Below are 23,540 nucleotides of genomic sequence, written 5' to 3'. Positions count from 1 at the left end.
GTGCGCGCCTCGCTCGAGGTCGCCGACATCTTCCGCACTGCCGGGCCCGCCTACCGGGTCGCCCATGCCGGGCATCTGAGCCCCGCCCAGCTCAAGGTCATGTCGGCGATCGAGCACTGCCGCACCGCGGCCCTTGGCGGTCACGTCGAGGCCTGCGAGGACTGCGGCCAGTGGCGCATCGCCTACAACTCCTGCCGCAACCGGCACTGCCCGAAGTGCCAGGGTGCCATGGCGCGGACATGGCTTGCCGAGCGCGAGGCCGACCTGCTGCCGGTCGGCTACTTCCATGTCGTGTTCACGCTGCCCGCCGAGGTCGCCGACATCGCCTTCCACAACAAGGCGGCGGTCTACGACCTGCTGTTCAAGGCGGCATCGGAGACGATGCTGACGATCGCCGCCGACCCGAAGCACCTCGGAGCCAGGATCGGCATCACTGCGGTTCTCCACACCTGGGGCTCGGCGATGACACACCATCCACACGTGCACATGATCGTGCCGGGCGGCGGCGTCTCGCCGGACGGAAGCCGGTGGATATCGTCGCGCCCGGCCTTTCTTCTCCCGGTGCGTGTGCTCGGCAAGCTGTTCCGACGGCTGTTCCTCACGCGGCTGCTCGCGCTGCACGATATGGGCCGGCTCAGCTTCTTCGGATCGATGGCGCACCTCGCCGACCGGCGGGCATTCCTGCGCCACCTGTCGCCGGTCCGGAAGAAGCGCTGGGTGGTCTACGCCAAGGCGCTCTTCGCCGGGCCGGAAGCGGTTCTCGCCTATCTGTCGCGATACACGCACCGGGTCGCGATCTCGAACCGGCGCCTCATCCGTTTCGACGAGAGCGGCGTCACCTTCCGCTACAAGGATTATCGTCGCCCTGGCGCCGAGCGGCAGCAGGTCATGAAGATCGCCACCGATGAGTTCATCCGCCGCTTCCTGCTGCACGTCCTGCCGCGCGGCTTCCATCGCATCCGACACTACGGGCTGCTTGCCGGCTCCGCTCGCAAGGCCAGCCTCGCGCTTGCGCGCGAACTCCTGAACGTCGCCGCAGCGTTCGATAAGGACACCATGGAAGAACCGGACGACTTCCGCCCGCCATGCCCCTGCTGTGGCGGACGCATGATCGTCATCGAGACCTTCGACCGATGGAGGCAGCCGCGCGGGCCCCCGGACAAATCGACACCGAACCCGGAGAACGCCCCATGACCCGGCATGGTATCATCCAGCATTCAGCCGCAGGCACTCAACCTCCGGCAACGGATCGACGCACGTCCATGGTGATCATCAACGCCGACACAGCTGCGCCCAGCCGCGTGCCGGGCGGGCCATACCCCATGGAGGCGCAACGAAGCGGCCTGTCGGCATCCATCTCTGCCCTCCCTGGCGACGCCCCAGCCATCGCCGACATCAGCCGCAGATCGAAATCCCCATAGCCATCGACTGTGGCCCGCGGGTTCCTTCCTCGGGGACTTTCGTACGCCTGCCGGCGCCCGAAACTCTTCACGATAACCGACAGTCCGCCTTTGGGTTAACCGCTGGATAAAGCTGCCGTTCGGCAGGCCGAAATCCAACGGCCGCCGACGACCCCATTCCAGCCGTTCTAAGTTGCGCGTCGGATATGTAAAAGCGGACATTCTCTCTGGCGACACTATGTTCCAGGCGGGGCGGAAGCGATCTGCTCGGTGGGGGTCATTTGCGCCAATCCGATGTAGGAACCGACTACTCAGCGTTTGGGTGTCACCGGCCGAGCTTTGGGAGTCGCCGCCACGGCCGAAATTGACAGCGTATCGGCCGGCGATGTCCGATGGCGTGCTGCCGCACTTTAGGACATTCAGACTTGATGGATCGGTACAGCTTGATGGAGGCTCATTTTTACTGGACAGCAGTAGGAACACTATAGCCCATGCTGTAGAAGCCGAGCCACAAAGCATCCGAACGACGATGAGCCGGATATGTCCATCGCACGCACTGCCCCAGAGAGCTTCGAGTTTCAGGACTTGGCCTGCGTCCATACAGTGTTGCGTTTCGTAGATGCGGGTGTCGGCATCGACAGGTTCGTTGTCGAGCCGAAGGGTGGAGAGGATGGTTCGCTTTACACCACATCACCTGATGCGCTCCATTTCGAAGTGCAGGTCAAGGCCGGTTCAACGCCGGCGACCATCGAGAGCTTAGCGCTGTGGATGACGCATTTCCCTGAGCGGACGGACCGCGGGATGCTGATCGAGCGTCTGATGGCCGACTCGCAGCGAAGAGTGATCGTGATCGCGACAGGCCGCGCGAGCGACGCACTTGAGCCCTTAATTGTCGGGGACGATTGGCCTCGTGGCCAGTCAGCCACAACCATCAAAGTGAACCTCGCAAAGCAGTTCATCCAGGCATTCCGGGCAAGCGCAATCGACGACAACGGCCAAGGAAAGCTCCACAGCGACCGCGTTCTGCATCATGCAGCCACGGCCGCGACCTTTACGGTCGAACACGTTCGTGACGTTCTGAGCCGCATTGCGATTTTGGATCGCGCGACGAAGGATACCGTCACGGATCGCATCGAACGGCATCTTCGCAAAAGAGGCATCCCCGACGATCGTCTGGGCGACATGATCGCACGACTGCGAGCGATTGTCGGCACTAAGCGCAAGAATGGCGAAGATCTAGCGTCCGCGATCGAGGCGCAGATAGCCCGAGAGATACCATCGTCCATCATCCCGTTGGACTATGTACCAGGTTCCGAAGAGGCCGACTGGACAGCGCTCTTCAGCACCGACAATTGCCTCCTTCTTTCCGGAGTGACGCGGTGCGGCAAGTCAACCACCGCAAAATGGATCGCCGGGCAATTCGAACGCCATGGAGCAAGGATTGAGCAGTTCGGGACCATTGAGGAGGTCGAGCGCTTCTTGTTCGACCCTGCTGGTGGCCTCCGCATTGCGGTTCTGGACGACCCCCTCGGCGGCGCGCACCCGGCGCCGGAGCCGGAACGGCAGCTGCAACGGTTGTCTGCGCTTGTTCCTCGCCTTCGCGCGAACAGGCGTTTGATCGTCTCACAGGGTCGGGAGCGATTGCTTGAAGTCGCAGGCGTCGAGGTTCTGCAAGACAGTAAGCCCGCGGGGGTGGCTTGGGTCGACATGTCCGAGCGTCCGAGCGCGTTCCTTGCGACCGTCTGGCAATCCTTCTGCATCCGCAGCGGCCTCGCCGATCCCTTGCGGTCGGCCGTGGGCCAAGCGCTCCGCGCTGGGTCGGTGCGCTTAGAACCTGGTACGCTGGAATACCTCGCTAATCTACCTTCTGCTCGATCAGGTACCATGTGCGTGGAGGATGCGGTCCGCGCTGCCACTGTCGATGCTGATGTCCTTGCCGGAGCGCTGCGCCTCGAAAGCAGATCGCCAACCATGCTGAAAGCCCTGGCGCTGGGCTCCGCGCCGCAGGAGCCGGTGGCTCGACAGGACCTCGCTTTCGTTGCCGGCAAAGGCGGAGACCTACTGCCGAGCAAGGCATCGTATCTGGGTCTGACCCGAACCCTTGGCGGTGGCAAGCGCGCGCAGGCGACGCTTCCCAATTACACGGGTGAAATGTCGATCTCTGATGACGATCAGGAGGATCTCGACATGCTCGAGCGTCGTCGCATGGTTGAAACCGATTCCTCCCATCGCAGCGGTTTCACCCACGCGATGTATCGCTCGGCCGCAGAACGCATATTCCGACCTCTGCCAAGGCGGGAGATTGACGACATGATGGTAATGCATGAACGGGCCCTCTTCGCGAGATCTCCGGCTACTACGAGAGCCGCGGCCCGGGGCCTGGATTGGCTGATGGTTAGGCTGGGCAGCAAGGACGCGCTGCTTGTCCTCAAGAGGGCGGAGGAGGGGCTTCAATCATTGTACCTCACTACTCGCGACATTTGTTTTGACTTCCTGAACCGACATTACAGTGCTGCGACGGAAGCGGGGATCGATGTCGCGGAAGCGGCGGACCATGTCAGTGCCATTCAGATCGAGTCCCTCGATTGGCATGAAGGAGAGCCGATGCTCCCGCCGGATGGGAACGTACGCGACGATGAGTTCCTTCGATTCTACGTAGGGCCCGATGAAGTAGATGTCGCGCCGGCGCTCCAAATTCTCGAGAGTCCGAGCGGTTCCGCGCTCACTCCGGAGGTTGCTGGCGAGGCAATCCTCTTCCTCAAGCACAACCCTGAGTCGGCAAGCCGCCGCCACGTTGAAAGCCTGCTATCTTATGATGCCGCCGTCGTTCGAGCTGAGGCCGTGGAGATATGGCTTTCTCGTTCGAGGGAGGACGACAACGAGGTACTGGGGCGCATATTCGATGAAACCCATCCCGCCGTTGCACGCGCAGCGGTCGAAAGCACCGCCAAGGCGTTCATCCACCTGAGCGAGCCGCGGCAGCAGCAAGTCGTCCGTGGTTTGAAAGCCATGGTAACGCCAGCCAATGCCACCGTCTTTCTTAGATTTCTCGTCGTCTTTGATCGGGGCAGACTGACGCCGGAATCCGTTCCGTGGGAACTGTTCCAAGCCCTAATGCCTACGGTGCTCGATGCACTGCCCGCACAGGCGCATTTCAACGAGGCGCGCCTCTACGACGTCGGCCGCAAGGCTGGAAAGATCCTTGCTTCGGAGGCCATCGCCTCGCTCTGCGATAGTTGGATCTCTTGGGCAAGGCGAACGGATGGCGAAGGTGGCTACCTCAACGATTTCTCATTGGGCGTGATAGATCTCCTGTTCGACTACCTTAGCACTCGTGCCGATCTTCGTGCCGATGGAGTTCAGAGGCTCCTTGACCTCCACCTAACAGGTAACCTTCTCACGGCGGTCTCGAACGCCGTCGAATGGTGGCCGTCGCTTTCTGCTTTGGAGCGAGATGCGCTTTTGCGTACGCTCACGAAAGATACTTCGGATCGGATCTGGCGCCAGGCCGTGGCCCTTACACGACGAGAGGTGCCGAAGGAGATCGAGGAGGTGCTTCTTCCATCCGGGAGCCGGTACAAAGATGGGCATGTAGAAATCCGAAAGCAGCATCCTGAGCTGTTCGAAGCGTGCTTCGCCATTGCTACCGGTTACCCCGGACGGTTCGAGGCCTGGCAGCAGAATCCGAATTCGAAGTTCTGGCAGGACGCCATAGTCGCGATTGCTCGGGACCCTACTGATCCGCTTTTCGACGGGGCGTTCGAACTTGTACTTTCGCGATCAACCAAACTGAACCCGAATGTCAGGAAATTGATCTTGGCTGCGGCGGCGGTCGATGCGAACGCTGTCTTCCGGCACTTGCTTAGGCTAACCATTTTCGATGGTGCACGTCAGAGAAAGAATTTCTGGACGCTGCTGTTCGAGGCCATTGGACCCGATAAGAATCTCGACCCGTGGTTGGACGAGATGGCGGAGGTTGCACAACATGTACTGGATAAGGCGACCTCGTCCAACCAGTGGATCTCAGATCCCGTAATTCGGAAATCGCTCGACGAGCGCATGTCGCGCGACATCCTAGTCTACACCATGCTCCAAATACAACTTGAGGCCGACAGAACCGAGAAGGCCTTGTCAGAATTGCCGTACGAGGAGGACGACGATCAGGCAAAGGGGGGCGACGATAATGCAGAGTCGTTGGCTGAGGGATACGCAAACCTGATTATAAAAGTAATCAAAGCCAAGCCACCTCGTTTCCTCGCCACCATCGACGACACCATTGCAATCTTCAGGCATCTAAACATGGGTGAGGAGCTTATTCGTATCTTGCGGGCAGAGCGCGAGATTCTCGTACCCGTCTTCTCCGAATCCTATCGGCAAGCGACACAATCGAAAGCGTCCGACAGACCGGCCGGGTGGGTGGTGGGCGTTCTGAACTAAACCTCACTTCCGCGGATCTGTCTGACCGATCATCTATTCGTGGCCTAGACTAGCTACGAGTGCGTCACCGCTACCGCGACCAAAAGCGGACTTACTGCTACTGGCCCCTAATTCGCCAATATGCAGATGTCTGCTTTTTGGGGCTACCGCTTTCAAAGCAGACTGTCGGCAGCCCACCCCGTCATGGACATTCCGCCCGGCTAGGCGGACCGGCAGCTTCTACGATTTGTCCAGGGTCGCGCCAACGACTGAAATGAGGCGCATTGCTGCCGTTGGCGTTCGACAGCAAGAATGGGCAGTTGTTCAAGGCCATGTCAGCGCGTTGACCGGTAAAAGCGCAGACGAATGGGTGCTCGACGTCGCGGCTGGTAACGAGACTGAAAAACCGTTCCCGGCTCGGAACGGTTACTGAGAAGCGCCCACGCACCCCGAAATGAAGCCAGCGACTTTGACGGGTTCGGAAACCCGATCAGTTTCGAGGCAGGGACAGGGCAGGACGCGCGATGAGGGTTCGCCGGTAGTTGAGTGAAGGCCGGGGGTGCACGAAACCGCTGTACGGTGGGGAGGTCGTTCAACATTCTTCTCCATCAATCTTCTGGTCGCACGCTCGTCGGTGTTTTCGGGGCGCGGCGTGGCCGTTAATCGATGCTACACCATCGATGGTTGGTCCTCCCAGCGGTTCTGATGTCGCCGACTTCGGGGAGCGGTAAGGGCTCGGACCGCCATTGATCGAAATCACCTGCCGCCGGCTCGCTGCAACGGGACCAGAGGCACGACTGCCCGCGGGGACATCACGGAAATTGTTCTGATCGAGGAACATTTTCGAGAGACCTCGGATAGTGCGCCAGATCGACGAGGGCAGGGCCAGGACTAGCGCGGAGCCCTTCGGCTGCGGGAAAGATGCCCGAAGGCCGTCGCTGCTCTGCCGGGCGCTGGCTCGGGCACTCAAAGCCCGGCCTTGCGGCCGGGTCCAGGTGCGAACTGGATCCGGCGGCGAGCGAAGCTACAGCGCGATTGAAAAGCGCGCTTCGCTCGCCGCCTATCGTTAGCGCGCGTCATCCGCCCCGGCTCGCCTTCGCGTAACCGTTGCTCTCTCGCGTAGGCGCCAAGCCTTCAACCGTTTTCCCGGCCCTTTCAGTTTCCTTTAGGTTCAGCTTAGGATTAGGCGGATGGCTGTAGTCCTGTTCATACCGGACCGCCGTAGTCCTATTCGATAGGACTGCCGTGGTCCGGTCTGGCACTTTCTCTGCATCATGGCCAGACCGGACTGCCGTAGTCCGGTCTGGCTCTTTCTCGGCATCCTGCTTAGACCGGACTACCGTAGTCCGGCGTTGCTTTCCTGAACGCAACTGCGGTGGCTCTCGCTGTCCGGCGCCGTTGGCTGACGCTTCAAACACTTCAAAGGCCCAAAACATCTGCAATTCGTAAGCCTTGCCGCGTGAAGTCCGGTTGATCTTCTCCCGCCTCGAACTGTCGAGCTTGCCGATGTAGATGCGCACAAGCGCTCCGCTCGCGCAGAGTGATGATATTGCGGTGCGGACTTGCCTCTCATCAGCTACCCCCGCATAGGCCATCAGCGTTTGCTGTGACGGCCATGCGAGCTTGGTCTTAGGGTCGGCATGGCTCATCAATGTGATCGCGATCCGAAGGTCGAGCGGGCTCGTTCGATGGTCTGGTGATAGGCCGACTGCTGTGAGCCAGTCGTATTTCGACAGCTCGTGCAACTCCTTCGACCACAGGTCTTTCCGTGCCTCGACCATACATCACTGGTCCGATGATCGGCCTGCAATGGCCGGTCGATGGCTTTCGCGGATTGCCTCGCAGCATTCAAACGGGCTCAGACCAAACATCTCGCGGAGCGCTGGCACCAAGGGGCGAGGGCGCTCGAGTGGCGGCACAATGATAAGAAACTCAACCGCTTCATCGATCGCTGCGGTATGCTCGTGGCTGAGCCTGGTAGAACCGGTGGGCAGGTCAACCGCGCTCATTTGCGCGCTCCGCGTCCGCGCGTTGGGTTCGGGTGATGAAGACGCTTCATCAGCCAGTCGCGCGCCGTCGGCATATGGATGATGATCTGCCGGCCGCGCTTGGCGAAGGGGAGGCCGTCCGGCTTAGATCGCATCTGAGCGACCTGGCGCTTCGTCAGGCCATTTGCCTTCGCGAATTCGTCCTCAGTCGGCCACTCGTCGAAAATGTTGTAGTCCATGACAAGCTCCATTTCCTGGGCGCCCGCCGTACTCGTTCATGTAGTATCAAAGCCGTCGGGCGCAGATTGTCTGCGTTCCCGAGCCTCACACTGCCATCCGGGCGCGCGCTTTCGCGTGCAAGCACCCGGAGGGACAATCAAATCCGCATATACCGGTCAAGGCGCGTGTGATCCCAGGTTGCCCTCATAGGGAGGGTGCTGGCAGGCGTGCGGCGGCTTCTTTTGATTGCCGAAATATGGGTGATATTTGCGTCAACAATGCGCAAGAAACAAGGGATTGTTTGTAGTTATTCACATGTGTTGCGGGAGCGTAACCGAAATGGTTACACGTAACCGAAACGGTTACACGCGCTGACCTTTTGCTGACACCGAAGGTCAGATCTCGGCGATGCTGTTGAAAAGAAAGATGAGGCCAGCGACGTCTCCGTTTGGACATGTCCAAACTTCGCACCTAACATCCGGCATCCGGCATCCGGTGCCGACGGCGGCAGAGGCGTCATCCAGATGATCTGTCGGAGAGCTTCACTACCTCGGCCGGCTCGTTCTTCGTGGGAGCTTCGATCAGGTCCGCTGCGCGCGTCATTGCCTCACGCAGAGGATCGTCGGCGAGGTGCGCATACCTCATGGTCGTCGAGACGTTGCTGTGCCCAAGCGCGGCTCCGATCATGGGCAACGAGAAGCCGCCGCCGACCAGCGTGCTGGCGAAGCTGTGCCGCAGGTCGTGCACCCGTAGGCTCTTGATCTCCGCTGCCTTCAGCGCAGCGCTCCAAGCCGCGCGGATGTCATTGCGAAAGCCTTCCTTGCTCCGGCCGGGAAACACCCACTCGGAGGCCGGATCCTGCTCCTTCTGGACCTTCGACAGAACCTCCAGAACCGGGGCGGTGATGGGGAGACGGTGATCCTTCTTCTGCTTCGTGGTGCTGGCCGGCTTGGTCCAGACCGCTCGGCGGAAGTCGATTTGCTCCCAACGCATCCGGCATGTCTCGCCGACTCGTGCACCGGTCAGCAGAAGCACCCGAATGATCGCTGCGGCCTGCCTGTCGTCGAGATCATCGACTGCCCGTGCCAAGCGTTTCGTCTCGGCTGGGCTTAGGTAGCGCTCCCTGCCTGCGAGGCTGAATTTCTTAACGCCCACTGCGGGGTTCTCGCCGACGTACCAGCGGCGATCGGGATGCTTCGCGTAGGCGAACAGCGTCGAGATAAGGGTGACGCACTGATTGGCCTGGTGGCGCCAGCCGAGGTCCGACAGTTTCTTGAAAAGCCTCTCGACATCGCTCCGTTCGACGTCCTCGATCCGCTTCTTGCCGAGCGCCGGTCGGATGTGATTCTTCATGGCGAGGCGGTAAAACTTGCGGCTGGCCGGCCGCAGCGCGGGCAGATGGTTCGCCTCAAAGTCGTCGCACAGGTCGTTGACCGTCTTGTTGCGCTTCTTCTCCTCGTCTGCCTGCCGACGTGACGCCTCGATGTCGCCCAATGGGTCACCCCCCAGGTCGACAACCTTTCGAAGCCGCTTGGCCTCCAGCCGAGCGGCGCTGACTTTCCAGTCGCCAGCCGACCCAATTGTGTAGCGTCGCTCTTTACCAGTGCTTCGAACACGGTAGTTGAAGACAAAGCTGCGGGAGCCGGCGGAGGTTATGCGAACACCAAACCCAGGCACATCGCCGTCCCATAAAAGGCGCTGGCCCTTCCCGGGACTCGGTAATTTCGCTATCTCTTTATCGGAACCGAGTGGTTCTGCCATTGTCCCTGTTCCCGTTCGAGGCTGTGTCAGCGCTGTGTCAGCACAAACAATGGTAGATTGTGGCGTGTCAAAGGTAAAGAGTGGCAACCATCGGCAAGGCAGCGGGACACATGAAATCAATGACTTATAAGGGAAAAGGCACAAATCCCTTGTTCGACAAGGCATTGAGCCCGGCGGACGGCGCGAAAGCCCGAACTATCCCGGCGGAGCCTGAACAATACGGGCTCGGGCGGAGCCTGACGGCGATGATCCTGCGGCTGTCGCGACACGCGGGTGCATTGTGTTTCCTGTCGGCGGCGGTCTTCATCGCCATGACGCTGCTGGAATTCTTCTATTTCCGCCAGTTGAGCGGCGGTCTGCCGTCGCTCGACATGCGCTATTTCGGCTTCACGCCCGACGAAGGCATGGCGTGGCTGACGGCACTTGGCCGACGCGGCGGCGAGATCATTCTGGTCTGGCATTATCTGACCTTCGATCTCCTGTTCCCGGCGCTGCTGTCGCTGACCTTGGTGAGCCTGATCCTGGCAACCGGCCGGCGCCTGGAGAATTTTCGCGTGCTTCCCGGGCAGGTGCAGTCGATCTTCGCGCTGGTGCTGGTGCTGCCCTACATGCTTGCCGACTATGCCCAGAACATCGCCGTGGCGCGCCTTCTGTCCGATTTCCTGTCCGCCAATCCGGATTCGCTGTCTTTCGCCTCGGCTCTGACCGTCACCAAATTCGCGCTTCTCGCCATTCCTGTGGTCGTCATCGCCACTTTCTGGCTGATGGGCCTGAGACGCCAGGCTTGATGTCAGGCAGGGAAGAGGGAACTTCATGAACCAGACGACGATCTTCTGGCCTGTTCTGGCCCATGTTCTGCTGATTTACATCGTTTATGGCGTGCTGGGCCGGCGCAGATATGTCGCCGTCAAGTCGGGCGAAGCCAAGGTCGGTCAGTACAAGGTACGTTCGACCGAACCGGCGTCCTGCGTCACCGTCGCCAGCAATCTCAGCAACCAGTTCGAACTGCCGGTGCTTTTCTATGTGCTGTGCTTGACACTGCACGTCACCAACGGCGTCAATTATCTGACCCTGGCGCTGATGTGGATCTTTGTCGCCACTCGCTATTTCCACGCCTGGGCTCACCTGACCAGCAACAATCTGCGGCTGCGCAGCCGCTTTTTCTTCGCGGGCGCGGTGGTGCTGGCGCTGGCCTGGATCTGGTTCGTGCTGCATCTGCTCGGGGCGGTTTGAGCTGTCATTGCCCGCTCCGCAGGGCGGGGCGGGCATGGCGCTACAGGTCGAACACCGCGATCTTGCGCTTGTCGAATTTTATCCCGATCTCGCCGCGCACCAGTTTCAGCGCCTGTTCGCCGAACACCGCGCGCCGCCAGCCTTGCAGCGCCGGCACATCGGCTTCCTCGCCCTCGGCCGCGATGCGGTCGATATCGTCGCTGGAGGCGAGCACTTTCGACGCCACCCCCTGCTTTTCGGCGACGATCCTGAGCAGCACTTTCAACAGTTCCGCCGCGGCGCTCGAGCCCTCCGGCGGCTGGAAATTCTTCGGCAGCTTCGGCATCTGCTCCTTGGGCAGCGACAGCGCCGTGTTGACCGCCGTAAGCAGGGCCGTCGCCGTCGAGGAGCGCTCCCAGCCCTTGGGCGTGGTGCGCAGCTTGGCAAGGGCCGCCGCGTCGCGCGGCGCCTGCTGCGCCACCTCGTAGATCGCGTCGTCCTTGAGTACGCGTCCGCGCGGCACGTCGCGCTCGCGCGCCTCGCGCTCGCGCCATGCAGCCACGGCTTGAACGATGGCCAATTCCTGAGGCTTGCGCAGCCGCATCTTCAGCCGCTTCCAGGCATCTTCGGGGTGCGGATCGTATGTCTCGCGCGAGGTCAGGACGTCCATCTCCTCGTTCAGCCAGTGGGCGCGATCCTCCCGTTTCAATTCGGCATTGAGGTGCTGATAGACCTCGATCAGATGGGTGACGTCGGCCAGGGCGTAGTCGAGCTGCTTGTCGGACAACGGCCGGTGGCGCCAGTCGGTGAAGCGCGACGACTTGTCGAGCCGCGCACCGGTGATGCGCTGCACCAGCTGGTCGTAGGAAACGCTGTCGCCGAAGCCGCAGACCATTGCCGCGACCTGCGTGTCGAACACCGGGTGCGGAACGAGATCGCCGAGATGGACGATGATTTCGATGTCCTGCCGGGCGGCATGAAAGACTTTCACCACCGCCTCGTTGGCCATCAGTCTGAAGAAGGGTTTCAGGTCGATGTCCGGCGACAACGGATCGATCAGCGCCGTCACGCCGGGGGCCGCCATCTGGATCAGGCACAGGATCGGCCAGAAGGTCGTTTCGCGGATGAACTCGGTATCGACGGTGACGAAATCCGACTTTTCGAAAGCGGCGAGAACGGTCTCGAGTTCTTTCTGGGTGGTGATGACGTGCATCAAATCGCTTTTGGCAGGAGTAAGGTCTTCCTAGATTTCAGCCGGGGAGGCTTTCGTCAAGCTTTGGCGCCGCCATCATGAGCTTCCTGGGCCGTCGGAATCACCATTCCGCCTCGCCAGCCGCGCGAAAACCGTCGAAGTGCGCAGCAGCGCGGTGAAACGGCTGCGCCTGCCCGCGGGCACGCCGGACCGCGCCTGCATGCGGTAGAGGATGACGGCGATGAAAATCGCATAGACCATGGCGCTGAACACGAAGAGGGCGCTCGGCCCGAAATGCTGCATTACCGTTGACGCGGCGAAAGGGCCGCCGATGGCGCCGAAGGAATAGAATAGCATCAGCGCCGCATTGATCAGCACAAACTCGCCGGTGTCGGCGCGGTCGTTGGAATGTGCCGCCGACAGCGAATAGAGCGGCATGGCGAAACAGCCGAAGATGAAGATGATGACGAAATTGAGCAGCGGGTTGCTGCCGGCGATGAACACCAGCGCTAAGGCCGAGAGCATCGCGCAGCACGTCGTCATCAACAGCACCCGGCGCCGATCCCAGCGGTCGGAGAGGTAGCCTAGCGGATACTGGATGATGGCGCCGCCGAAGATTCCGACGCTGACAAAGGTGACGACATCGGCAACCGACATGCCGATCTGCTCGGCATAGACCGGCGACAGCGTGCGAAAGGCGCTGTTGGTGACGCCCACGGCAATGCAGCCGAAGCAGCCGAGCGGCGAGATACGCCAGACGCGCGCGAGGTCGAGCTTGACCTCCTCCGGCGGCGTCGGGTTGGAACGGTCGCCGAGCGAGACTGGCACCAGCGATAGCGTGATCATGATCGACATGATGGCGAAGATGGTGAAGCCGCCGGCGCCGAAGATCGGGATCAGGAACTGCGCGCCGGTGACCGAGCCGGTATCGACCATCCGGTAGATCGCCAGCACGCGGGCGCGGTCCTTGTTGGTGACGCCTGAATTCAGCCAGCTCTCGACGATGGTGAACAGCCCAGCGAAACAGAAGCCGCCGGCAAAACGCACCGCGCACCACATCCACGGATCGAGGACCAGAACCAGCAGCAAGGTGCCGACCGAGGCGATCGCGGCAAGCGCCGAAAACGCCCTGATATGGCCGACCGCCTTCATCATGCGGGTGATGGCAAGGCAGCCGAGCAGGAAGCCGGCGAAATAGAAGGTCCCCATCAGGCCGATGTCGGAAGCGGCAAACCCCTCCTGCGCGCCTCGTAGCGCAATGAGGGTGCTCTGCAGCCCATTGCCGCCGAGCAGGATGCCTGCGGCGAGAAGAAGCGGGATCAGCGGGCGGATGGAGGACATGAAAAGAGGCGATCACGTATCGGTGATCCCTTCTTGAACCATTGCCACGATCAACGCCAGCGGCAATGTTGCCGGCAAAATCCTTTGCCGAAGCTAACGCATCGATCAGTCCGACCAATTGGTCAGAGGATGGTGGCGCATGAGGTTGGGTGACTGGACGTTGCGTGACTGGCGAACCCGCATTGGCTCGATGAGGCCAGGGGCGCGGGTGGGGTGAGAGACAGGCATGGGCGCTCGCCTTGACAAATCCGGCCTCTCATGCGCTTTTCGCGCAAATTTTGGGCCGGGCTTTGATGCTTCGGCCGCAACCCAGCACCCCGGACTTGTACCTATGACCATGCACCGTTACCGCAGCCATACCTGTGCCCAATTGCGCAAGAGCGACGTCGGCAATTCCGTTCGCCTGTCGGGCTGGGTACATCGCGTGCGCGACCATGGCGGCCTGCTCTTTATCGACCTGCGCGACCATTACGGCCTGACCCAGATCGTCGCCGACCCCGATTCGCCGGCCTTCAAGGTCGCCGAGACCGTGCGTGGCGAATGGGTCATCCGCGTCGACGGCGAAGTCAAGGCGCGCTTGCCCGAGACCACGAACGCCAACCTGCCGACCGGCGAGATCGAAATCTTCGCCCGCGAGATCGAGGTGCTGTCGGCGGCCAAGGAACTGCCATTGCCGGTCTTCGGCGAGCCGGACTATCCAGAAGACATCAGGCTGAAGTATCGGTTCCTCGACCTGCGCCGGGACACGCTGCACAAAAACATCGTGGCGCGCACCAAGATCATCGCCGAGATGCGCAAGCGCATGACCGATGTCGGCTTCACCGAATTCTCGACGCCGATCCTCACCGCCTCGTCGCCGGAAGGCGCACGCGACTTCTTGGTGCCGTCGCGCATTCATCCCGGCACCTTCTACGCGCTGCCGCAGGCGCCGCAGCAGTACAAGCAGTTGATCATGGTGTCGGGCTTCGATCGCTATTTCCAGATCGCGCCCTGCTTCCGCGACGAGGACCCGCGTGCCGACCGTCTGCCCGGCGAGTTCTACCAGCTCGACCTCGAAATGAGCTTCGTCGAGCAGGACGACGTCCTGTCGACCATGGAACCGGTGATGACCTCCGTTTTCGAGGCTTTCGCCAACGGTAAGCCCGTCACCAAGGACTGGCCGCGCATCCCCTATGATGTCGCCATGCGCAGGTATGGTTCCGACAAGCCCGACCTGCGCAACCCGATCGAGATGCAGGCCGTCTCCGACCATTTCCGTGATTCCGGCTTCAAGGTCTTCGCCAACATCCTGGCCAACGACCCGAAGGCCGAGGTGTGGGGCATTCCGGCCAAGACCGGCGGCAGCCGCGCCTTCTGCGACCGCATGAATTCCTGGGCGCAGGGCGAGGGCCAACCGGGGCTGGGCTACATCTTCTGGCGCAAGGAAGGCGAAAAGCTCGAAGGCGCCGGCCCGCTTGCCAAGAACATTGGCGAGGAGCGCACCGAGGCCATCCGCCAGCAACTCGGCCTTGCCGATGGCGACGCCGCCTTCTTTGTCGCCGGCGATCCGAAGAAGTTCGTTTCCTTTGCCGGTGCCGCGCGCACGCGTGCCGGCGAGGAGCTGAACCTCGTCGACCGCGAACGCTTCGAGATGTGCTGGATTGTCGACTTCCCGTTCTTCGAATGGAACGAAGAGGAGAAGAAGATCGACTTTGCCCACAACCCGTTCTCGATGCCGCAAGGTGGCATCGACGCGCTGAACGGCGAGAATCCACTCGGCATCAAGGCGTTTCAATACGACGCCGTCTGCAATGGCTTCGAGATCGCCTCAGGCGGTATCCGCAACCACCTGCCAGAGACCATGGTCAAGGCTTTCGAAATGGTTGGCCTGGACAGTCAGACAGTCGAAGAACGATTCGGCGGGCTCTATCGCGCTTTCCAGTATGGCGCACCGCCGCATGGCGGGGCGGCATTCGGCATCGACCGCGTTGTGATGCTGCTGGTCGGGGCTAAGAACCTACGCGAGATCACCATGTTCCCGATGAACCAGCAGGCCTATGATTTGCTGATGAACGCGCCCTCGGAAGCCTCGCCGCAGCAGCTTCGCGAACTGGCGCTGCGTGTCGCGCCGACCAAGAAGGACGCCTAATCGCGAGATGAAGGTGGCACTTTAAAGAGCCGTCCGAACCGATTCTTTCGATTCGATAATCCAAAAAATAGCCCGGCAGCGATGCCGGGCTATTTTCGTGTCTTGAGATCGCTTTGATCAGTCCTCGTTGGCCTTGACGCTGACGCCGAGCGTCTTTGGCAGGTCGAGCGGGTTCGCCATTGCGCCCGCCATGATCAGCGCGAACGGCACCGATGCCGGCGGTTCGGCCGAGATTTCGAGGCTCTTCGGATCGTCGAGATACTTGCTGACCGCCGCGGTCACCTGCGCTGTCAATTCCGGATTGTTGAGCTGCGCCATGCCGAACGGCACGATCGCCTTGGCCTGGTTGGCAATGTCCTTGGCCGACATGCCTTGCTGCTTGCCGACATAGTCCAGCACCTTGCCGGTCAGCGAATCGTCGTCGAAGCGGATCGAGGCGCTGTTGAACGACAGCTGCTGCAACAGACCGAGCATGGCCATGCCTTGTGCTGAATTGTCGGCGCCTGCAGGCTGAGCGGCCATCTTCTTCTGCATCTCCTGCAGCGACTTGATGAAGTCGACCGTGTAGCCGCCGAGGTCGAAGGTCATGCCGAGCGTGCCGGCATTCTCGACGGAGATGTCGTATTTCGACAGCTCCATCTTGCCGTCCGCCGGCTGCCAGTTGCCGGCCACTGCGAAATTGCCTGAGATGTTCTGATAGCCGAGCGCGTCGATGACTTCCTTGGACTTGGGGTCGTCGACCAGCGACAGATCGGCCGAGAATTTCTCCGTATTGCCGGTGAATTCCATCGCCTTGCCGTCCGCCGGCGGCGTGATCTGGATGGCAAGCCCGTCCATCGAGAAGGCGGTCTTGTCGGCGACCTTGACCGTCATGTTGGAAAGTTCGGCCGACTTGTACATCATCAGTGAGCCCAGCGGGCCGGTGGAGCCGTCGGCCGGAACCGTCATGTCATGAATGACGAAGGGGCTGAGATTGAGCGTGACGCCGTCCTTGCTGTGTTCGAAGGCCGAGGTCGACACCGTGCCGATGTCGTAGCCGCCATTGGCTTCGGTGACGTTCTCGAGTTTCACGTCGCCGATGGTGAGGGCTTCCTTCTCCGCCGCCGGCTTGATGGCAACGCCCTGCAGCACCATGCTGGTGTTGTCGCCGGTGACGCCGGTCCACGAGATATCGACGCCCTGGGCGGCAAGCGTCGCCTTTAGCCGGTCGGCGACAGCTGCGTCCTGGGCAAGGGCCGCGTTCAGCGGCAGGGTGAACAAGAAGGTCGAAAGAGCGAATTTCCGGAGAGTTGAGCGTTTGATTGTCATCGCAAGGTCCCTGAGAGTGTCCTGAAATTGTTTTTCAATTCTTCGCGCCATCACCATTCCGTGACGAACTGGACGGGAAAAAGGCGTGTCCCGGCACAATGGTCGAAAATCGCGATGAAAGGCAAACCCGATCCAAACGCTATTGGAGAATGCAGTGAATTTGGCATGAAGGTCGGGCCGTAGAGCGGTGTCGTGCTTGGCAATAGATGTGGCGTGTAACAGATTGATGTTGGTCGGCAAGCTCGGCCTTGCTGTTTTCTGTTGCAGAATAGGCGTAAATCGACTGCTCCCATGTGCGCCTCTTGCCGCGAATCACCCGCTCGGCTAGTCCCAGCCCATGGGAAAAAGGCTTTTGCCGCCTGAAGATGGCGGTGGCGATCACATCGAACCGGTCGATCTGAAGAAGGCGCTGGAAGAGCGCTATCTCGCCTATGCTCTGTCGACCATCATGCACCGGGCGCTGCCCGACGTTCGCGACGGATTGAAGCCGGTCCATCGGCGCATCATGCATGCCATGCGCCTGCTGCGCCTCAATCCCGACCAGGGCTTCGCCAAATGCGCCCGTATCGTCGGCGAGGTGATGGGCAAGTTCCACCCGCATGGCGACCAGTCGATCTATGACGCGCTGGTGCGGTTGGCGCAGGATTTTTCGATGCGCTATCCCTTGGTCGACGGGCAGGGCAATTTCGGCAACATCGACGGCGATAACGCCGCCGCCATGCGCTACACCGAAGCGCGCATGACCGACGTGGCGACCGAGCTGCTCGCCGGCATCACCGAGGACGCCGTCGACTACCGGCCGACCTACAATGAAGAAGATGAGGAGCCGGTTGTGCTCCCCGGCGCTTTCCCGAACTTGCTTGCCAACGGCTCGTCCGGCATTGCGGTCGGCATGGCGACATCGATCCCGCCGCACAATGCGGCCGAACTCTGCGACGCCGCACTGCACCTGATCGAGCATCGGGATGCGCCGGTGGCGAAGCTGATGGATTTCGTCCAGGGCCCGGATTTCCCCACTGGCGGCATCATTGTCGACAGCCGCGCCTCCATCCTCGAAGCCTATAAGACAGGGCGTGGCGGTTTCCGTGTCCGCTCGAAGTGGATCCAGGAGGATCAGGGCAGGGGCACCTGGAGCATCGTCGTCACCGAAATCCCTTATGGCGTGCAGAAGGCGCGGCTGATCGAGAAAATCGCCGAGCTCCTGATGGCGCGCAAGCTGCCGCTGCTCGAGGACATCAGGGACGAAAGCGCCGAGGACATCCGCGTCGTGCTGGTGCCGAAGAGCCGTTCGGTCGACCCGGGTATCCTGATGGAATCGCTGTTCAAGCTCACCGAGCTCGAAAGCCGCTTTCCGCTCAACATGAACGTGCTGTCGCGCGGCAAGGTGCCCAATGTGCTGTCGCTGAAGGGCGTGCTGCAGGAATGGCTGGACCATCGCCGCGACGTTCTGATCCGCCGCTCGAAACATCGCCTCGGCGAGATCGAAAGACGGCTGGAGATCCTTGCCGGCTACCTGATCGCCTATCTCAACATCGACGAGGTGATCAAGATCATCCGCGAGGAGGATGAGCCCAAGCAGGTGATGATGGCCCGCTGGTCGCTCACCGACACCCAGGCCGAGGCCATCCTCAACATGCGCCTGCGCGCTTTGCGCAAGCTGGAAGAATTCGAGATCCGCAAGGAATTCGACGGCCTCACCACCGAGAAGAAGCAGATCGAGGCGCTGCTGGCGTCCGATGCCAAGCAGTGGGCGACGATCAAGTGGGAAGTCACCAGCATCCGCGACAAATTCGGTCCGGAGACGGAACTCGGCAAGCGCCGCACCCAGTTCGCCGATGCGCCCGAGCACGACCTGACCGATATCGCCCACGCCATGATCGAGCGCGAGCCGGTCACCGTTGTCGTTTCGGAAAAAGGCTGGCTGCGGGCGATGAAGGGGCATCTGGCCGATCTCTCGACGCTGACCTTCAAGGAAGGCGACAGCCTCAAGCTCGCCTTCCATGCCCAGACCACCGACAAGGTGCTGGTCTTCACCACCGGCGGCAAGTTCTACACAATCGGCGCCGACCGGTTGCCGGGCGGGCGCGGCCACGGCGAGCCGATCCGTATCATCGTCGACATGGACAACGATCAGGACATCGTCACAGCCTTCGTCCACGATCCCAAGCGCAAGCTGCTGCTGGCCTCATATGACGCCAACGGCTTCATCGTGCCGGAAGAGGAAGTCGTCGCCAACACCCGCAAGGGCAAGCAGGTGATGAACGTCAAGGCGCCGGACGAAGCCAAGCGCTGCATCCCGGTCAGTGGCGATCACCTCGCCATCGTCGGTGAGAACCGGAAAATGCTGGTGTTCGCGCTCTCCGAAATTCCGGAGATGAGCCGCGGCAAGGGCGTGCGGCTGCAGAAATACAAGGATGGCGGCCTGCTCGATCTCAAGCCGTTCACGCTGGAAACGGGCCTGTCCTGGCAGGATTCGGCAGACCGCACCTTCACCAGGTCGCGCGAGGAACTCGCTGAATGGATAGGCGCCCGAGCGTCTGCCGGGCGCATGGTGCCGAAGGGTTTCCCGAGGACGGGCAAATTTGGGTAGCGCCTGATCTCCCCCTTTGGGGAGATGTCGCCAAAGCGACAGGACCGGTTCGACCGGACGCGACGTCCTGCTTTGAGCAGAACAGGCTGGCGCCTTATGTCCGGCGCCCCCCTCTGGCCTGCCGGCCCCAATCATTTGGAGTATCGTCACGATTGCTGCACTATATCGGTGCATAAAGGGGAAGGGTGTTTGGGAGAGACGGGCGTTTGAAGGAATCCAGGATCCAGAAACCGGAACGGCAGCAGCGCCTGTTCGGCCTGTCGACGCCGCTGCGGTCGGCTGTAATTCCGCCCTTGTCGGCGGCGCGCTGGCTCCTGGTGCTGATCGTCGCCGCCGGCGTCTATTTCTTCCACGGCTTTCTGTTCCCGGTGCTCGCCGCGCTGGTCATCGCTTTCGCCAGCTGGCCGCTTTACACGCGGCTGCTGGCTGGCGTCGGCGGCAACCGAACCGTCGCCGCCACTTTCGCCATCCTGTTCATCCTCGCCTTTCTGGTGATACCGATCGCGCTTGCCGGCACCTACGCCATCAACGAGGTGCGCGAGTGGGTGGCGTGGGCGATCGAGACCAACCGGCATGGTGCGGTGACGCCGCACTGGATAGCGACCATGCCTGTCATCGGCGATTGGCTGAATGAGCAATGGACGACCAATTTCGGGCATCCCGGCGGCATTGGTGAACTGATCCAGCTGGTCAGCGGCGCCAATATCGGCAGCATCTATCGCGGCGCGCTCGCCGCCGGCGGCAGTGCCTTCAGCCTGTTCCTGACGCTGCTGTTCATGATGATCGCCCTGTTCTTCGCCTATCGCGATGGCGAGCATTTCGCCGGCCAGATCGACCGGCTCGGCGAACGCATCCTGCCGACGCGGTGGGAGCGGATTTCGCGCGTCGTGCCGGCGACGATTTCCTCGACGGTGACCGGCATGACGGTCATCGCCATTGGCGAAGGGCTGGTGCTGGGCATCGCCTACTGGCTGGCCGGCGTGCCGTCGCCGGTGACGCTCGGCGCGCTGACCGGTGTCATGGCGCTCATCCCCGGCGGCGCACCATTGTCGTTCACCCTTGTCTCGATTTACCTCGCTGCAAGCGGCTCACCCATGGCCGGTCTGGCGCTGTTCATATGGGGCACGGTCGAGCTGTTCATCGTCGACAAGACGCTGCGCCCGAAGCTTGTCGGTGGACCGATAAAATTGCCTTTCCTACCGACCTTTTTCGGTCTGATCGGCGGCGTCAAGACCATGGGTTTCCTTGGTCTGTTCATCGGCCCGGTGCTGATGGCGCTGCTGGTTGCTATCTGGCGCGAGTGGCTGCGCGAGGTGGAGCTGTCCGACGAGACCGCCGCCGGCTCGGCGACCGAGATCGAGGCCGGTCCGCAGATCGACGTCCTCCCGGAACCTGGCGTGGCGAAGAAGGCCAGCGCCTGATCCCGAAGCCGTCACGCCTTAAACCGGATGGTGCACCGCAAGATCCGGCCGCCGCTTGCGCCCGTCATGCAACTGCCAGAGCGAATGGGCGACCAGCGTGACGATCAGGATCGCGCCGCCGATCAGGCTGTTACGGGTCGGTGTCTCGGCGAAGATCATCCACACCCAGACCGGCGCCAGCACGGTTTCGAGCAGGTAGAACATCGCCACTTCCGGCCCTGAAATGTATTTCGGCCCGGCGGCAAGGCAGAAGAACGAGATCGGCATGATGACGGCGCCGTTGAATATGATCCACCAGGGCGCATTCACGTGAAAGCCTTCGCCCGACACCATGAAGGCGGCCATGGCCATCGGCAGGAGGACGCCGACCAGCGAGGTGAATCCCATGTCCTTGCCGCTGGCGCGCGAGATGGTGATGGCCACGGCGATGAAGAAGGCCGAGCACAGCGCCATGAAGTCGCCGAACAGCTTGCCGGTGCCGACTGACCCGCCGACAATGACCAGCACGCCGAGAATCATGATCAGCATCGCCACGATGGTCACCATGCGGGGCTTCTCGCGCAGGAATATCCAGGACAACAGCCCTGCGAACACCGTGTTGAAGGCCAGGATGAACACGAGATCGGCGGTCGAGGTGTGATAGACGGCGGTGACGAACGTGATCCCGGTCAGCCCATAGCAGATCGCCACGATCAGGCCGGACCAGCCCGGAATAAGCTGTGGAGCGTTTCGGTCCAGAGCCCGCCAGATCGACCAGATGATCATGGCCGCGACGAATGTGGTGCCGGTGCGCAGCAGCATGATTGTCCATGCGCCGCCGTCGGCAAGTCGGATCAAAGGTATGTCGACAGTCAGCGTCAGTCCGCCGATAGCGGTTATCAAAAGGCCCTTCTGGTGATCATGGTGAGAGGACATGCAGGAGCTTTCGCAATGAAATGCAGGCCGACGGCTGGTCGGTGCGATGGCGCACTCTCTCCAGCCAACCGGCTGAAAGACCAGCATCTCCTGCCTTGAAACAGTTTAAGCGTGGATGATGGAAAAACTCAGCGTGAAACCGCTTCGTTGGTGTAGCGTTCCCAACCCTTGGGGCCGAGATGCTCCTGCGGCATGAAGCGCATCTTATAATTCATCTTGCGCGAGCCGTTGACCCAGTAGCCGAGGTAGACATGGGGCAGGCCCATCGCCCGGGCGCGGGCGATGTGATCGAGGATCATGAACGTGCCGAGCGAACGCTCCTCGAAATCGGGATTGAAGTAGGAATAGACCATCGACAGGCCGTCGGCCATCTTGTCGGTGAGTGCAACCGCGATAAGCTCACCCTGACCCTTGCCGGTTATGAAGGTATCGGGCCCGCGCCGCCGGTATTCGATCACCTTGGTGTCGACATGGGTGTCCTCGACCATCATGGCGTAGTCGAGCACCGTCATGTCGGACATTCCGCCGCGGCGGTGGCGGGCATCGAGATAGCCGCGGAACAGCGAATATTGTTCGGTCGAGGGCTCGGCATTGTGCATGGCGCCGACGAGGTCGGAATTATGCTGCAGCACGCGCTTCATGTTGCGGCTGGGGGCGAACTCCTGGGCGAGGATGCGTACCGAGACGCAGGCGCGGCAGGTCTCGCAGGCCGGCCTGTAGGCGATGTTTTGCGACCGCCGGAAGCCGCCTTGCGTCAACAGGTCGTTCATCTCCGACGCCTTGTCGCCGACCAGATGCGTGAACACCTTGCGCTCGAACTGGCCGTCGAGATAGGGACACGGCGACGGGGCGGTCAGGAAGAATTGCGGCGACTGGGTTGGATGCTGCGTCATCGAGTCTGGGAAACGCTCCTGCGAATCGTCTTACCTTTGGCCCGACCGGCGAAAAATTCAACAGGATTGTGAAGGCGCACGCGATCGAGCCCCTTCACATTTGCACCAATGCGGCTATGGCGCCTCGTGGAAACGCCGTCAACGGCCGGTGCGGCTGACCACCGTGCCGAGCAGAAGGTCGTGCAGCGTCCGCTTGCGGTCCGAGAACAAGGTCACCAGCAGGACTAGCGGTGACAGGATGACATTGCCGGCCCAAAACAGCACGGAATGGACGACCGCGGTCAGGCCGTCGATCGGCCTGCCGTCGAGGCGGTCGAGGCGGATGCCCATCATCTTCATGCCCGTGGTGGCCTGGTCGGCGCTGCCCAACGTATTCCAGATGTAGAGGATGGCAACGGCCGGCACCAGGACGCCAAACAGCATCCAGCCCACGCCGAGCGTCAAGAGCCCGAGGAAGAACACCAGTATGGCGAAGGGAATGGTGAGCAGCGCGACGATGATGTAGTCGAGCACGAAGGCCAGGATGCGCCTCGTGCGCACGCCTTCATAGGCCCTGACATCGTCGAGCCGGGTATTCATGATTTCACCGTCGAGAACGCGCGCGTTCATGTCACTTCCTCGTAACAAGGCCCGACATAGGGTGCGGACCGCTCGACAATGAAATGGTGAAGACCCGTCTCGGAATCAAGGTCGTCCGGATCAAGGTCGGGCTTTCCGAAGCGCAACGCCCGAGCGACACGGGACACCATCCGAATC

The 23,540-nt window shown here is 61.5% G+C and carries 16 protein-coding genes; 7 read left to right on the top strand and 9 right to left on the bottom strand.

Annotation, left to right across the window (positions count from 1 at the left end; translation table 11 throughout):
• Together EB233_RS21930 and EB233_RS21925 are read left to right on the top strand one after the other, a co-directional pair.
• Entirely contained in the window at positions 1-1,194 is a 1,194-nt protein-coding gene (locus EB233_RS21930; RefSeq protein WP_064992294.1) for an IS91 family transposase, read from the top strand.
• 746 nt (positions 1,195-1,940) lie between these two features.
• Complete coding sequence (locus tag EB233_RS21925; protein WP_064992295.1) at positions 1,941-5,837, top strand: nSTAND3 domain-containing NTPase; 3,897 nt, start codon at positions 1,941-1,943, stop codon at positions 5,835-5,837.
• Between the two features lie 1,055 nt (positions 5,838-6,892).
• Here EB233_RS21925 and EB233_RS21920 read toward each other — a convergent pair.
• From EB233_RS21920 to EB233_RS21910, 3 genes are all read right to left on the bottom strand, one after another.
• Entirely contained in the window at positions 6,893-7,597 is a 705-nt protein-coding gene (locus EB233_RS21920) for a helix-turn-helix domain-containing protein (protein ID WP_064992296.1), read from the bottom strand.
• Positions 7,598-7,821: 224 nt separating this feature from the next.
• On the bottom strand, positions 7,822-8,043 hold the full coding sequence (locus EB233_RS21915; RefSeq protein WP_155765460.1) for a hypothetical protein: 222 nt from the start codon (positions 8,041-8,043) through the stop codon (positions 7,822-7,824).
• A 496-nt stretch (positions 8,044-8,539) separates the two neighbouring features.
• Positions 8,540-9,784, bottom strand: coding sequence for a tyrosine-type recombinase/integrase (locus EB233_RS21910; RefSeq protein WP_064992298.1), 1,245 nt, complete (start codon positions 9,782-9,784; stop codon positions 8,540-8,542).
• A gap of 245 nt (positions 9,785-10,029) precedes the next feature.
• Here EB233_RS21910 and EB233_RS21905 point away from each other — a divergent pair, with 245 nt between their 5' ends.
• Together EB233_RS21905 and EB233_RS21900 are read left to right on the top strand one after the other, a co-directional pair.
• Positions 10,030-10,572 carry a hypothetical protein gene (locus tag EB233_RS21905; RefSeq protein ID WP_027051482.1) on the top strand — a complete coding sequence of 181 codons (543 nt, stop codon included), beginning with the start codon at positions 10,030-10,032 and terminating at the stop codon, positions 10,570-10,572.
• A 25-nt stretch (positions 10,573-10,597) separates the two neighbouring features.
• Positions 10,598-11,017 (top strand): MAPEG family protein, encoded by a 420-nt coding sequence (locus EB233_RS21900; protein WP_064992299.1) that lies wholly within the window; start codon positions 10,598-10,600, stop codon positions 11,015-11,017.
• 40 nt (positions 11,018-11,057) lie between these two features.
• Here EB233_RS21900 and rnd read toward each other — a convergent pair whose 3' ends face one another.
• Both rnd and EB233_RS21890 read right to left on the bottom strand, forming a co-directional pair.
• Entirely contained in the window at positions 11,058-12,209 is a 1,152-nt protein-coding gene (gene rnd / locus EB233_RS21895) for a ribonuclease D (protein WP_064992300.1), read from the bottom strand.
• A 75-nt stretch (positions 12,210-12,284) separates the two neighbouring features.
• Entirely contained in the window at positions 12,285-13,529 is a 1,245-nt protein-coding gene (locus EB233_RS21890; protein ID WP_064992301.1) for an MFS transporter, read from the bottom strand.
• Positions 13,530-13,866: 337 nt separating this feature from the next.
• On the opposite strand from EB233_RS21890, the gene aspS reads away from it, so the two are divergent.
• A complete protein-coding gene (gene aspS, locus EB233_RS21885; protein ID WP_064992335.1) occupies positions 13,867-15,657 on the top strand; it encodes an aspartate--tRNA ligase in 1,791 nt (596 codons plus the stop codon).
• Between the two features lie 117 nt (positions 15,658-15,774).
• On the opposite strand, the gene EB233_RS21880 is transcribed toward aspS, so the two are convergent.
• Positions 15,775-16,965: a hypothetical protein gene (locus tag EB233_RS21880; RefSeq protein ID WP_064992302.1), complete on the bottom strand. Its 1,191-nt coding sequence runs from the start codon at positions 16,963-16,965 to the stop codon at positions 15,775-15,777.
• Between the two features lie 337 nt (positions 16,966-17,302).
• Between EB233_RS21880 and parC the strand changes: the two genes are divergently transcribed.
• Both parC and EB233_RS21870 read left to right on the top strand, forming a co-directional pair.
• The gene (gene parC, locus EB233_RS21875) at positions 17,303-19,555 is read left to right on the top strand and encodes a DNA topoisomerase IV subunit A (protein ID WP_064992303.1); all 2,253 of its coding nucleotides are present in this window, start codon (positions 17,303-17,305) and stop codon (positions 19,553-19,555) included.
• Between the two features lie 206 nt (positions 19,556-19,761).
• Positions 19,762-20,976, top strand: coding sequence for an AI-2E family transporter (locus tag EB233_RS21870; RefSeq protein ID WP_064992304.1), 1,215 nt, complete (start codon positions 19,762-19,764; stop codon positions 20,974-20,976).
• Positions 20,977-20,994: 18 nt separating this feature from the next.
• Here EB233_RS21870 and EB233_RS21865 read toward each other — a convergent pair whose 3' ends face one another.
• The 3 genes from EB233_RS21865 to EB233_RS21855 all read right to left on the bottom strand — a co-directional run bounded on the left by EB233_RS21865 (position 20,995) and on the right by EB233_RS21855 (position 23,393).
• Entirely contained in the window at positions 20,995-21,891 is an 897-nt protein-coding gene (locus tag EB233_RS21865) for a DMT family transporter (RefSeq protein ID WP_064992305.1), read from the bottom strand.
• A 128-nt stretch (positions 21,892-22,019) separates the two neighbouring features.
• A complete protein-coding gene (locus EB233_RS21860; protein ID WP_027051491.1) occupies positions 22,020-22,784 on the bottom strand; it encodes an arginyltransferase in 765 nt (254 codons plus the stop codon).
• A 138-nt stretch (positions 22,785-22,922) separates the two neighbouring features.
• The gene (locus EB233_RS21855; protein ID WP_027051492.1) at positions 22,923-23,393 is read right to left on the bottom strand and encodes an RDD family protein; all 471 of its coding nucleotides are present in this window, start codon (positions 23,391-23,393) and stop codon (positions 22,923-22,925) included.
• Positions 23,394-23,540: the final 147 nt, after the last annotated feature.

The organism is Mesorhizobium erdmanii (genome assembly GCF_013170725.1).
GTDB lineage: Bacteria > Pseudomonadota > Alphaproteobacteria > Rhizobiales > Rhizobiaceae > Mesorhizobium > Mesorhizobium erdmanii.
The sequence above is the reverse complement of the archived record's forward strand: the minus strand, read 5'-3'. Positions and strand labels throughout refer to the sequence as shown.